The organism is Salibacterium halotolerans, from assembly GCF_900115625.1.
Classification (GTDB): domain Bacteria; phylum Bacillota; class Bacilli; order Bacillales; family Marinococcaceae; genus Salibacterium; species Salibacterium halotolerans.
The window spans coordinates 1-13,453 of the sequence record NZ_FOXD01000032.1 but is presented as its reverse complement, the minus strand read 5'-3'; the positions used below and the strand labels follow the sequence as shown (position 1 = coordinate 13,453).

The window sequence follows — 13,453 nt, the reverse complement described above, 5'->3', positions numbered from 1 at the left end:
AAAATAGCGTGCTAACTGTAATTAGGCAGACTTTGAGTATTTTACTTGGTGTGATGATAATTATCCTGTTAGCCAGGGTATTGGGACCTGATGGTCAAGGGAAATATACTTTATTGATTCTGTTACCTAATATGTTAAGCACACTTCTAAATATGGGAATAAATGCAGCGAGTGTATATTATATTGGTAGAAAATTATTTTCCATAGAAACAATTTATAAAACGAATGTCATCATATCTCTGTTTTTAAGTCTTATTTCAATTCTACTCGGTATAGCTTTTGCTTTATTACTGCAAGATTCTACGTTTTCAAATATAAATATATCTATGGTTGTAGTGAGTTTAGCTGCCCTCCCATTTTTATATTTAAACAAAATTCTTCAGTCATTGTTTCAGGGAAAAGAAGATTTTCAGGCTTTTAATTTAATAGTAATAACCCGCCAGCTTACTACACTTATTTTGATGGCAGCATTAGTTTATATTGTCACTTTTGGTGTGATGGGCGCTCTTATAGCTTTTATACTGGGGCAGCTAATTACAACTGTACTTGTGTTTTATATGTTGAAAAAACGACTTGGTGTGAAATGGAATCAAGGATCTTTTTCCAACCAGTATACTAAGGATGCACTTAGATTTGGACTTAAAGCTCATCTCAGTAATGTACTAGCTTTTATAAATTACCGTGCTGATGTACTTATTATATCTTTCTTTTTAACACCAGCATTAGTCGGTATTTATACTGTTGCTGTCAATATAGCTGAAAAGCTCTGGACAGTCTCACAATCTGTATCAGCTGTGCTTTATCCCCGGATCAGCTCTATTTCAAGTGAAAATGAAAAAAATGAGCTGACTGCTGTTGTTGGAAAGACGGTATTACTATTATCCTTTATCGTTTGTGCCATACTATTTATTTTCTCAGAATCAATTGTTCATCTCTTATTTGGGCATGAATACAATTCCAGTATCGTAGTATTGAAAATATTATTACCTGGTATAGTATTATTTTCGCTCGATAAAATCCTTTCAAATGATCTGGCAGGAAGGGGGCGGCCCATAATAAATTTATACACCTCCTTACTGACTGTACTAATAAATGTGTCTCTAAATTTATACTTAATACCGCAATACGGAATTAATGGATCTGCATTTGCAACTTCTTTTTCGTATGCTCTAACTTTATTTATAAAGTTGATAGTTTATAAAAAAGAAACCAAGCTGGAAATCAAAAAAATTATATTGATTAATAAAACGGACTGGAATTTATACAAACAGTTTGTTTATAGTATACTTTCTATGAGAGGAAAGAAACAAAAACTATGAATGTATTTATTATTCCATCGTGGTATCCGACATCCACCAATAGTATAAAAGGTGTTTTTTTCAAAGAACAAGCGCAGGCCTTGCAAAAAAATGGAGTTGACGTCACAGTATTGTACCCAGATCTATGGAGCATCAAGCGATTGGGTAAAGTTGAAGAAGAAAAAGGAATTATATTCTCAGAAGAAGAGAGTTTAAATACATATCGTTATAATGGATATAACTTTTTTCCTCGAATGCCATATATGGCAGGACTCATTTTTTATAAAAGGCTGAAAAAATTATATGGACTGGCTGTTAAACAATATGGAAAACCTGATATTATTCATGCCCATTCCTGTATATGGGGAGGGGTTGCTGCCTCAAAATTATCTAGAAAAGAAAATATACCTTTAGTAATAACTGAACACTCAACCGCTTTCTCTAGAGGTATTATTAAACCTTATCAAGAGAAGTTAATACGAAATGCTGTTAACAAGACAAATAAACTCATAGCAGTAGGTCCTGGCCTGAAAGAGAATTTAGAGCAATATGCCCCTGAAAAAGATATTTCTATCATTCCTAATATTGTAGATACAGATAAGTTCACTCCTAAAGATCCGTCTAATAACAATAAATTCAGGTTTTTTTCTATGGGTATGCTGACCCATAAAAAAGGAATGGATATATTAATTAAAGCATTCGCCAATGCATTTAAAGGTGACTCAAAGGTGGAGTTAGTAATTGGCGGTGATGGAGAAGAAAGTGAGAATCTTAAAGTCCTAGCCCAGGATTTAGGTGCTCAAGATCAAGTTCATTTTTTAGGACACCTAAATAGAGAAGAAGCGGTGCATCAAATGCAGAAGTGTAATGTTTTTGCATTAGCAAGCCGTCATGAAACATTTGGTGTGGTTTTTATAGAAGCGTTGGCCTGCGGAAAACCGATTATAGCGACAAAATCAGGTGGGCCGGATATGATAGTAAACAAAAATAATGGAGTACTAACAGAGGTGAACAGCGTATCTGCATTGCAGTCTGAAATGTCACAAATAAAAACAAGCATTAACTTTTACGACCCTATAAAGATTAGAGAAGATTGTTGGCATAGGTTCAGTGAAAACGCAATTGTTTATCAATTATTTAATATTTATAAAGCATATAATAAGAAAAAGGAATGAACTTATATCTTAAGACTAAGCAAAAACAATACATTATTTTGGTTGATATTGATTTTCACCGTCTATGAATTCGTTTTTTTTAAAGTCGACGTAGGTCTTTTTACTCTAACTGTTAATCGAGGCATATTATTAATAGGTCTTATTTATATGTTTTCTAATAATAGAAACAGTAAACCACTTTTTTTTGATAAAGCGACAATTGTTTCATTTATACTTTTATACTTTTGGTTGTTGTACGGTACAATAGCAATTTATTGGTCTGCAAACAAAGAGGTTGCCATAAAAGAAATCTATTATTTACTAGTATTTTCCGTTCTTATCACCGTTATAGTATACTTATTTAGAGAAATAGACTATTTAAAAAAGTTTTGTCGATTTAATGTGATTGTGTTTTTGACGCTATTATTAGTATCCGTTTTTGAAATATTAACAGGTGTGCATCTGCCTACTTCAAGATTTGTCATAGAAGACGTTTCACAAAGTGGTTTTATTTCGAGAGCAACTGGCTTTTTTTATAATGAAAATGATCTCTCTTATTTTCTTACAATCTATGCACCTTTTTTGTTTGTGCAAACCGTACGTCAAAAAAATCGTATTATTATGCTAGCTATGTATATATTGAGCTTAATGATATGTACTATAAATGATTCTAAAATTGCTTTGATTGGTTTTATATTTCAAATAGCCTTATTTCTTATCGTTAAATTTTGGAAACAAAAAAGAGCTTTATTGTATATTGTCACCCCTATTTTGACATTAATAATCATACTTTTTGAAAGTTTAACAGGCATTTTTAGAAATCAATTTGAATTAATTTCATCTCAAATATCCGAAAAATATGGGTCTGTTTATTTAAGAATAAAATTAGCTGAAAATGGGCTTCGTAATTTATTCAATTCTTATTTGTTAGGAAATGGTCCAGGGAACTTTCAAGTTAATACGACAAAAATAATAACTAATGCAAATTTGGAAAACCCTCATAATTGGTGGATAGAAATTTTATCAAACTACGGTGTTTTAGTTTTCATAGGGTTTGTAATTGTATATCTTTATATACTATCGAGATTAATTATGGCATATAGAAACACCAAAAACACAAATTATTTTAAATTAAATAATTTTTATTTCATGGCAATACTATCTTGGAGCGTATTTTCAATTTCTTCATTATCATCAAGCAGTATCTTTTACAGCTATACATTCTGGCTGTTATGGGCAATAATATTACTCAGTATAGAAGTCTATAGTAAATCAAAGTATCTTAAGAAACCAAAATAGCTTTAATGAAAAGAGAGATACATTTTGAAAAAGAAAGTAATTATATACTATCCATTTACATTGATAAAAAATCAAACTAGTGGATCAAAAGTTCGTCCTTTAAAAATTTTAAACGCCTTTAAAAATATGGCTGAGGAATGTGGATTAGAAATAATTGAAATATCTGGCACGATCACAGAGAGAAAAAAGCAATTAAAATTAATCTACAGTTTTGAGAATCCTAATAATATCTTATTCTGCTATATGGAAAATTCAACGTTACCTATTTGGTTAACGGATCGGGATCATGTTCCTAGAGCCCCATTTATGGAACTTAATTTTTTTCGTTATTTGAATCATAATAGTATCCCTCTAGGTGTATTTTATCGCGATGCTTATTGGAAATTTGATAATGAATACGTATTTAAAGGAATAAAACGATCTATAATGAGATTGATTTATTCAGTTGAATTAAAACTATTAAGTAAATATGCATCTCACGTATTTTTGCCTAGTAAGCAGATGAATAATTATTTAAACTTAAATAACAATCTGGTAAGCTCTCTTCCGCCAGCTGCCGAAAAAAGTGCCGAAAAAAGCAGCACATACAAAGATAGCGTTACTGAAACAACAAATTTAGTTTATGTAGGTGGAATTAATGACAGATACGGATTAAAGGAAATGCTGGAAGCGGTAGATATAGTTAACAACACCAAAGTAGAAGTTTATTTACACTTAGTATGTCGAAGACATGAGTATTTGCAACAAATAAAATTAATACAAAAGTATTTAAATAAAGAATGGCTTAAAATTTATCATGCATTCGAAAATGAACTTGAAGAAATATATATCAAAGCTGACTTTGGAATCATAGGTTTAAAAAAGAATATTTATAATGATTTTGCAGTACCTGTTAAACTGTTCGAGTATATAAGTTACTGTCTACCTGTTGTGGCTACGAGTTGCAATGCACAAGCAGAAATAATTCGGAACGAACAATTGGGGATTGTGACAGAAGATAATAGTGATTCGCTTGCCGAGGGTATTTTAGAAATGTTAGATCCAGACAAACGAAAAGAGTATAAAAAGAATGTAGAGGATGCATTATTGAAACATCATTTATGGGAACATAGAGTTGAACAAATATATTCAACACTAGTAAAGGATTGATTACATGAAGATATGTTTTCTAGCTGGTGCTTCCAGTATTCATACTGTACGGTGGGTAAATGCAATGGCGGAACGTGGGCATGAAGTGTTTTTAATTACCATGCATCCTCCGGAACTTGATAAAATCGATGCTGCTGTAAAGTTGTATCTATTACGGTTTAAATCAACAATAGGCTATTACATAAATGATTATAAAGTGAAACGGTTATTACGACGAATTAAGCCCGATTTGGTTAACACACACTACGCCAGTGGGTATGGAACAATCTCCCGTTTTGTCCATTACTATCCTACCTTACTATCCGTTTGGGGAAGTGATGTTTATGATTTTCCTTATCAGAGTCAGACTAAAAAGACAATCCTTGTAAAGAATTTAAAGGCTGCAACGCAAATTGCCTCGACAAGCTGGGCTATGAAAAAACAGACGGAGACGCTTTTAGATCCTGAGTTGCCCATAGAAGTGACACCATTTGGAATTGATACGGATGTTTTTAAACCTGCTGCCGAGAAAGCAAATGATAATATTGTAACCATTGGTACCGTAAAAAAATTGGAAGAAAAATATGGGGGGCGTTATATTCTATATTCAGCAGCCCAATTAATAGAGCGGTTGAAAAAAGATGCTAATGACAATATTGCTGATAAAATCAGAGTTTTAATTGTGGGTGACGGTAGTCAAGAACAAGAACTAAAGAAATTGGCACAAACACTGGGTATCGATAATATAACATCATTCACTGGTGCAGTACCACATTATGAAGTTCCAAATTACCTGAACGAACTAGACATATATTGTGCTCCAAGCACAAATGAAAGTTTTGGTGTTGCTGTTATTGAAGCTTCTGCATGCGGTGTGCCTGTAATCGTATCTGATGTAGGAGGACTACCAGAAGTTGTACAAAATGGAGACACAGGGTATGTTATACCCAGTAAAGATACACAAGCTTTAGCTGAAAAGTTAGAATTGTTAACAGGGAACGGCGAATTAAGAAAGTCGCTTGGAGAAAACGGACGGCAGCATGTAGTTAAGTATTATAATTGGGAAGACAATGTCACGAAGATGGAAAATGTGTATAAAAATTTAATGAATAAAACGGTGGGATTTGAATGAACGTTCCAATGCTTGATTTGACAGAACAATACGATGCTTTGAAATCTGAAATACACAATAAACTAGAAGAAGTAATGACCTCGTCTCAATTTATTTTAGGACCCAATGTAAAAATACTGGAACAATCTTTAGCTGCTTATAGTAATGCGGAGGATGGTATCGGTGTAGCAAGCGGGAGTGATGCACTGCACCTTTCTCTCCTAGCGGCTGGTGTGGAAGAAGGAGATGAAGTTATTCTTCCTGCATTTACGTTTTTTGCTACAGCTGGGGCAGTTGCACGTATAGGAGCTGTTCCAAAATTTGTGGATATTGAGCCGGAGGGTTACAATATCGATCCTGATGAAATTGAAGAAGTTATTTCTGTCAGAACAAAAGCAATCATTCCTGTTCACTTATATGGACAGACAGCAGATATGGATTCTATTCTCAAAACTGCAAGCAAATATAATATTGCTGTTATTGAAGATGCTGCTCAGGCCATAGGGGCAGAGTACAAAGGTAAGAAGTCCGGTGAATTTGGTGATACCTGTTGTTTCAGTTTTTTTCCTACAAAAAATCTGGGAGCTTATGGCGATGCCGGCATGGTTGTAACGAACAATGACGATTTGGCAGAAAAAATCAAAGTACTTCGTGTACATGGAAGTAAGCCGAAGTATCATCACCATGTCCTTGGTTACAACAGCCGGCTGGATGAGATTCAGGCGGCTGTTCTGAACGTGAAGAACAAATATTTGGAAACATGGAACGATAAACGACAGGAAAAAGCAGCGATTTATGATGAGTTGTTAAAGGAATATAATATTTTAGAAGTTATCCCCCCAAAAGTATTCGGCGATCGCCGGCACGTTTTTCATCAATATACAATCAGAGCAGAGCAACGCGATGACCTTCAGACTTATTTGAAGGAGCAGGGCGTAAGCTCTATGATCTATTATCCAATCCCATTACATCTTCAGCCGGTTTTTTCGGATTTGGGTTATGAAGAAGGAGATTTGCCGGTAACGGAACAGGCGTGTAAAGAAGTATTATCCTTGCCAATGTTTCCTGAATTAACCGAAGAGCAACAAAGATATGTAATACATCAAATAAGCAACTTCTATAAAAATAATTAGAACCTATCCTATTTAATTGGGAAGTCGACAACACTATGCCAAGAAAGTGGGTAACCATGAATATTTGGATTTTTAATCATTATGCTAAAGCTCCCGGTTCCTCGGGCGGAAGCAGGCACTATGATTTAGCAAAATACCTAAAGAAAAATGGACATAATGTAACAATTTTTGCTGCTTCTTTTCATCACCAACAAAAAGAAGAAATGCTGGATGAAAAGGAAAGCTATAGAGTGGAAGATTATGATGGTGTACAGTTTGTATGGATAAAAACGTTGTCTTATTATAATAACGGATTAAAACGTGCCATGAACATGGTGAATTATTTTACAAATTCTCTTAAAGTATACAAACTTATAGATGAAACGCCTAACATTGTTATAGGTTCATTAGTGCATCCTTTAGCTGCTTACTTGGGTTACCATGTAGCAAAAAATAAGAATTGTCTATTCTATTTTGAAGAGAGGGATTTGTGGCCTCAGACCCTCATAGATTTAGGCAAATTTTCAAAGAAAAATCCCGCTGTAATGATTCTTGATAAGCTGGAATTATTTCTTTATAAAAGGGCTCAAAGAATTATTGTTTTATTTGATAAGGCCCCTGATTATGTGAAAAGCAGAGGTATAAAAGAAAACAAGATATTGTATCTGCCTAATGGGATTGACTTAGAACGATTTGCAAATACAATGGACAATGCACCTCAAGACATAGAAGACCTATATGCAGAGATAGAAAATAAGTTTATTGTAGTATACGTTGGTTCACATGGAATTCCAAATCACTTGGATCCTATAGTTGATACTGCAAAACTGCTCTTGAATAATGAAAATGTGCATTTTGTTTTTATAGGGACGGGTTCGGAAAAAGAAAGGTTGCAGAATCGTTCACAACAAGAAGGAATCAACAATATAACTTTCACTTCACCCATATCAAAAGATTATATCCCTTATGTTTTAGAAAAGTCCAGCCTCGGTATTATTTCAATGAAAGACTCTCCACTTTATAAGTGGGGATTTAGCATGAATAAATTATATGATTATATGGCAGCGGGATTGCCTGTCATCTTACACTATAACGGCCCATTCAATGTCATTGAACAATCCAGAGGTATTAATAAAGTAATTAATTCTGATGAAGCTGCAACTACAATAGAACATATAAGTGAGGGTAATTATGATTATCCCATCATGAGTCAAGGATCAAGGGACTATGTTGAGAAATATCATTCGTGGGAGAGACTGGCAGAATACCTGGAGAAAGTAATGTTTGAAGATTTGAAGGTGAAGTGAATGCGGGAGAGTATTAATTTAAAAAGAAAAGTAGACTTGTTCTTTTCGATGATATTAATTTACTTTTTACTACCCTTTGGTATTATTATTGCGCTATTTTTAAAACTGGAATCTAGAGGACCGGTTTTCTTTAAACAAAAACGGGTAGGAATAGATGGGAAACTGTTTAAAATGTACAAATTTCGCTCAATGACAAAAGGAGATCATTCTGCTCATTATCGAATACAGGATGTACAGATTAAACAACACATTACTAAAGTGGGATCTGTTCTTAGAAAAACAAGTTTGGATGAACTTCCACAGTTAATTAATATTTTGAAGGGGGACATGAGTTTTATTGGTCCCCGTCCTGTTCTGCCTGCTCACCTTGAACAGTATAACAGTTACCATATGCAGCGGTTGTATATGAAACCGGGTGTTACAGGCTTGGCTCAAGTTAAAGGTAGAAACACTCTGCCTTGGTCAAAACGGATTGAATACGATGTTCAGTACGTGAACAATTATTCCATTTGGCTTGATATTAAAATTATCTTGAAGACGATAAAAGTAGTTTTAATGAGAGAGGGCGTTGCAACCAATCAAACTATGGGGGAAATGGAAGACTTTCATATTCGTAAGAGTGGGGAGGACAAGAAATGAAAAACGTTATTTCCATACACGGGGCTCCTCGTTCCGGCACTTCATGGCTGGGCCAGTTGTTTGACAGCTCGCCGGAGACACGATATAAATTTCAGCCTCTTTTTTCTTACACATTCAAAGATTATATAAATTTGCATAGCAGTCCTCAAGATATCGAACATTTTTTTCAGTCTGTCTACTCGACAGATGATCATTTTTTGGATCAGCAGGATAAAAAGGAAAAGGGGTACTATCCTGTGTTTGAAAATAAGGACAATGATCCTGATTTCCTGGTAATGAAAATGGTACGCTATCATTACTTGATTCAATATCTATTAACCAATTCACCTGAATTGCAAGTAATAGGAATCGTTCGTAACCCCTGCGGTGTAATGAATTCATGGAGAAAAGCTCCAAGAGAGTTTTTACAGGAATGGGATTTTAACGAGGAGTGGTATTTTGGCACTTCCAAAAACAAATTTCGTCCTGAAGAGTATTATGGGTTTCATCGGTGGAAAGAACAGGCTCACATGTTTTTATGGTTACAAAAGAACTTTCCTCAACAATTCAAGCTGATTAGATACGAGGATTTAGTTGGTCATACCGAAGATGTAGTGAAAGATTTGTTTTCTTTCGTAGAACTGCCAATGAATGATCAAACACAACGCTTTATTGAAAAATCTAAATCAGTCCATCAAGACGATGTCTATAGTGTGTACAAAGGAAACAAGGAAGTAGATGATTGGAAAAATGAGTTGGATATCTCCATCATCAATAAAATTAAATCAGAGTTACTTCAGACTGAATTAGAACATTTTATCACTTAACGGAGTGTTAGACTTGCTGAAAATTATTAAGAGCAGTGAAGAATGGAAAGAAATACTGACGAATTTCCACCATATCGATGTGTATTATACATTTGAGTATGGAGCTTTGTTTGCAGAAGTAGAGCAGGGAGAATTGCAGGGAGCCTTTTTTGAATATAAGGATTGCCGGTTATTTTATTCTTACATTATAAGAGAAATTCCTGATACAGACAGCAAATTTTATGATATTGTCACTCCGTATGGCTATGGCGGCCCCTACGTTGAAGGAAATTCGAAAGAGGAATGTGTAGAGCAGTTTTATGAACATTTTAGTGAATACTGTAGAGAAAATAACATAGTTTCAGAAATTATAAGATTCCATCCGTTGCTTAATAATGTACAATACTGTGCTGCAAGTGTTAATACTCGTTATATCAGAAAGACGACCGGCCTGGATTTATCAAATAGTTATGAAGTGATTAAAACAAATTATTCTTCAATGAGTCGTCGTAATGTAAGAAAAGCGGAAAGACAAGGGCTCTATTGTAGAGTAGTTGAAAAAACACCTGAAAATATACACACATTCATGCAAATGTATCATGAAACGATGGACCGTAACCACGCATCATCATATTATTACTTTGATTATGACTTTTTCAAAAAGCAGCTGAAGGATTCCGTGTTTCATTCTAATGAACTTATATTCGCTTTCTCTGAAGAAACAGTAATAGGGGCTGTCATTTTGATGATGGGGAGGGACTATTCCCATTATCACCTCGGTTGCTCTTCAACGTCTTACCTTAAATTACGGCCTAACAACATACTGTTTGATTACATGATTTCACGCTCTAAAGATAAAAACCTGACTTATCTGCATTTAGGCGGAGGATATAGTGAGGATGATGGATTATTTCGTTTTAAAACTTCGTTCACTAATAATGAAGTTTTTGATTATTATTTAGGAACTAATGTATTTAATGAAGAAAAATATAATGATTTAGTTCACTATATGAAAAGCCAGTACACATTAGATGAAAATTTCTTTCCTCAATATAGGGGTGTCGTTAAATACTAATAACGTTTGAAGGTGGCTTAATTTGTCTTATTTTATTCATGAGTCCTCATATAAGGATGAGGGGGTAACAGTCGGAGAAGGCACAAAGGTATGGCATTTCTCACACATCATGCCAAATGCTATTATCGGTGAAAACTGTAATCTAGGACAGAATGTGTTTGTGGGCAAAAACGTAACGATAGGGTCAAACGTGAAAATCCAAAATAATGTTTCTGTTTATGAGGGTGTAACGTTGGAAGATGACGTTTTTTGCGGCCCGAGCATGGTTTTTACGAATGACATGAATCCACGTGCTGCTTTTCCTAAGTCTTCAGAAGAAGGTTATCTGCCGACACTTGTGCAGAGAGGGGCAAGTATCGGAGCAAATGCAACAGTTATCTGTGGTACAACGTTAGGAGCCTGGGCATTTATTGCAGCAGGGGCGGTTATTCGTTATGATGTGCCTGCCTATGCCATTATGGCAGGAGCTCCGGCGAAACAAATCGGATGGATGTGCCGCTGCGGTGAAAAAATGGACGACAATACTCTTTCATGTGAATCCTGTCATCGAAAATACGTTAAAGCGAATAAAGGATTGCAGTTGAAGGAATGAGGTGGAAGTGTGACAAGTGAAAAGAAACGAATTTTTTTATCGTCCCCGCATATGACAGGAAACGAGCAGGAGTATATAAAGGAAGCCTTTGATTTAAACTGGATTGCGCCGCTAGGGAATCATGTCGGTGCGTTTGAACAGGAGTTGTCGGACTATGTCGGAATGGATCATGCGGCTGCTGTGAGCTCTGGTACGGCTGCGATTCATTTGGCACTGCGGTTATTGGATGTGGAGCAGGGAGATACGGTGTTTTGTTCCTCGTTGACGTTTGTGGCTAGCGCCAATCCTATTTTGTACGAAAAAGCGGAACCGGTGTTGATCGATTCCGAGCGGGATACCTGGAACATGGCACCGGAAGCATTGGAACGGGCGATGCGTGATGCTGACAAAACAGGTCATCTTCCGAAAGCTGTTATTGTCGTGAATCTGTACGGGCAGTGTGCGAAAATGAAGGAATTGGTCGATCTGTGTAACGCCTATGATGTACCGATGATTGAAGATGCCGCGGAATCTCTTGGTTCCGAATACGATGGACGCAAAAGCGGATCCTTCGGTACGTTCGGTATTTTTTCTTTTAACGGCAATAAGATCATTACAACATCCGGCGGCGGAATGCTGACAAGTAATGATGAAGCAATGATTCAGAAAGCCCGGTTTTTATCGACCCAGGCGCGGGATCCAGCACTCCATTATCAGCACAGTGAAGTTGGCTTCAACTACCGGATGAGTAACATTGTCGCCGGTATCGGCCGTGCGCAGCTCGAGGCGATTGAGCTGCGCGTTCAGCAGCGCCGGGAAGTGTTCCATCGTTATCAAAAAGCTTTCGGAGATATTGATGGTATAGAGTTTATGCCTGAACTACCCGGCACACACAGCAACCGCTGGCTTACCGCACTTACTGTGGATCCTGACAAAACCGGAATAGACCGTACAGCCATCATTCAAGCATTGGCAGAGGAAAACATTGAAGCACGCCCCGTGTGGAAGCCGTTGCATCGTCAGCCTTTGTTTGAAGAATACAGATATTATCCATTTCAGGAGCATCACAGTGTTTCCGATACATCGTTTGAATACGGCATGTGTCTGCCATCTGGTTCGAATATGGATGCAGAAGATCAAGAACGAGTTATAGATATAATGCTCACTGAATTGAAGGTTTAATAAGGAGAGAATAAGTTACATTCTCTTTACCGACCGGGAAGTAAACGTATCCTGCGGTAACGTGCTGACAACTGCAAAGGATCTGCACGTGGCGGATATGTTTACTGCGATGATTCTGTGGACGGATGACACCGAACTCGTTCCGGGACGGAATTACTTCGTCAAAATGGGTACGGACACGAAACCGGGCACCGTGATGAACATTAAACATAAAATAGATATCAACACGGGCGAAGAATTGAAGCCGGGGCGTATTTTCAAAAACGAGCTCGTTGTGTGTGATATTTCTCTCTCGGAAAACATGGTATTCGATACGTTTGACCGGAACGAAGCGCTCGGCGGTTTCATTCTCATCGACCGCGTCTCAAACATGACATCGGCAAGCGACGTCACCGACCACCCGCTCCGCCGCTCGGAGAATGTTGTCTGGGAGGAAACCGACATCACTCGCGATTTCCGCGCTCGGCAGAAAGCCCAGCAGCCGGTCACACTTTGGTTCACCGGCCTCTCCGGCTCCGGCAAGTCCACACTCGCCAATGCTGTCGAGAAAAAGCTGGTCGCAGGCAGGCGGCATACGATGCTGCTGGACGGAGACAATGTCCGTCACGGGCTGAACAAGGATCTCAGCTTCAAAGAATCCGACCGGGTCGAAAACATCCGCCGGATCGCCGAAGTCGCGTCCCTGATGAACGAAGCTGGACTGATCACGCTGACGTCCTTCATTTCGCCGTACGCCAGAGACCGCAGCAACGCCAAAGAAATCATCGGCGATTCCTTTGTCGAGATACACGT

The 13,453-nt window shown here is 36.9% G+C and carries 13 protein-coding genes; all 13 read left to right on the top strand.

Features of this window, described 5'->3' with window-relative positions; translation table 11 throughout:
• The first annotated feature begins 8 nt into the window (after window positions 1-8).
• Window positions 9-1,319, top strand: a complete 1,311-nt coding sequence (locus BM124_RS17240; protein ID WP_280139762.1) for a flippase — start codon at window positions 9-11, stop codon at window positions 1,317-1,319.
• Window positions 1,316-2,473 (top strand): glycosyltransferase, encoded by a 1,158-nt coding sequence (locus tag BM124_RS17235; protein WP_093339421.1) that lies wholly within the window; start codon window positions 1,316-1,318, stop codon window positions 2,471-2,473. The genes BM124_RS17240 and BM124_RS17235 overlap by 4 nt, the downstream gene beginning before the upstream one ends.
• Before the next feature lie 147 nt (window positions 2,474-2,620).
• Entirely contained in the window at window positions 2,621-3,751 is a 1,131-nt protein-coding gene (locus BM124_RS17230) for an O-antigen ligase family protein (RefSeq protein ID WP_139217154.1), read from the top strand.
• Window positions 3,752-3,775: 24 nt separating this feature from the next.
• The gene (locus BM124_RS17225) at window positions 3,776-4,900 is read left to right on the top strand and encodes a glycosyltransferase (RefSeq protein ID WP_093339416.1); all 1,125 of its coding nucleotides are present in this window, start codon (window positions 3,776-3,778) and stop codon (window positions 4,898-4,900) included.
• 4 nt (window positions 4,901-4,904) lie between these two features.
• Window positions 4,905-6,011, top strand: a complete 1,107-nt coding sequence (locus BM124_RS17220; protein ID WP_093339412.1) for a glycosyltransferase — start codon at window positions 4,905-4,907, stop codon at window positions 6,009-6,011.
• The gene (locus tag BM124_RS17215) at window positions 6,008-7,123 is read left to right on the top strand and encodes a DegT/DnrJ/EryC1/StrS family aminotransferase (protein WP_093339410.1); all 1,116 of its coding nucleotides are present in this window, start codon (window positions 6,008-6,010) and stop codon (window positions 7,121-7,123) included. Before BM124_RS17220 ends, BM124_RS17215 begins: the two co-directional genes overlap by 4 nt.
• Window positions 7,124-7,179: 56 nt before the next feature.
• Window positions 7,180-8,409, top strand: coding sequence for a glycosyltransferase family 4 protein (locus BM124_RS17210; RefSeq protein WP_093339458.1), 1,230 nt, complete (start codon window positions 7,180-7,182; stop codon window positions 8,407-8,409).
• Window positions 8,410-9,048, top strand: a complete 639-nt coding sequence (locus tag BM124_RS17205) for a sugar transferase (protein ID WP_093339407.1) — start codon at window positions 8,410-8,412, stop codon at window positions 9,046-9,048.
• The gene (locus BM124_RS17200; RefSeq protein ID WP_093339405.1) at window positions 9,045-9,854 is read left to right on the top strand and encodes a sulfotransferase family protein; all 810 of its coding nucleotides are present in this window, start codon (window positions 9,045-9,047) and stop codon (window positions 9,852-9,854) included. Before BM124_RS17205 ends, BM124_RS17200 begins: the two co-directional genes overlap by 4 nt.
• 13 nt (window positions 9,855-9,867) lie before the next feature.
• A complete protein-coding gene (locus tag BM124_RS17195; RefSeq protein WP_093339402.1) occupies window positions 9,868-10,908 on the top strand; it encodes a lipid II:glycine glycyltransferase FemX in 1,041 nt (346 codons plus the stop codon).
• Between the two features lie 22 nt (window positions 10,909-10,930).
• Window positions 10,931-11,500, top strand: coding sequence for an acyltransferase (locus tag BM124_RS17190; RefSeq protein WP_093339398.1), 570 nt, complete (start codon window positions 10,931-10,933; stop codon window positions 11,498-11,500).
• A 51-nt stretch (window positions 11,501-11,551) separates the two neighbouring features.
• Window positions 11,552-12,661: an aminotransferase class I/II-fold pyridoxal phosphate-dependent enzyme gene (locus BM124_RS17185; RefSeq protein WP_093339456.1), complete on the top strand. Its 1,110-nt coding sequence runs from the start codon at window positions 11,552-11,554 to the stop codon at window positions 12,659-12,661.
• A 61-nt stretch (window positions 12,662-12,722) separates the two neighbouring features.
• The coding region (cysC, locus tag BM124_RS17180; RefSeq protein ID WP_244504392.1) for an adenylyl-sulfate kinase at window positions 12,723-13,453 on the top strand (731 nt) is incomplete at its 3' end.

Coding starts and splice junctions, on each gene's coding strand:
- BM124_RS17210 (WP_093339458.1), top strand. CDS start 7,180: ATGAATATTTGGATTTTTAATCATTATGCTAAAGCTCCCGGTTCCTCG.
- BM124_RS17235 (WP_093339421.1), top strand. CDS start 1,316: ATGAATGTATTTATTATTCCATCGTGGTATCCGACATCCACCAATAGT.
- BM124_RS17220 (WP_093339412.1), top strand. CDS start 4,905: ATGAAGATATGTTTTCTAGCTGGTGCTTCCAGTATTCATACTGTACGG.
- BM124_RS17215 (WP_093339410.1), top strand. CDS start 6,008: ATGAACGTTCCAATGCTTGATTTGACAGAACAATACGATGCTTTGAAA.
- BM124_RS17200 (WP_093339405.1), top strand. CDS start 9,045: ATGAAAAACGTTATTTCCATACACGGGGCTCCTCGTTCCGGCACTTCA.
- BM124_RS17230 (WP_139217154.1), top strand. CDS start 2,621: ATGTTTTCTAATAATAGAAACAGTAAACCACTTTTTTTTGATAAAGCG.
- BM124_RS17205 (WP_093339407.1), top strand. CDS start 8,410: ATGCGGGAGAGTATTAATTTAAAAAGAAAAGTAGACTTGTTCTTTTCG.
- BM124_RS17185 (WP_093339456.1), top strand. CDS start 11,552: ATGACAGGAAACGAGCAGGAGTATATAAAGGAAGCCTTTGATTTAAAC.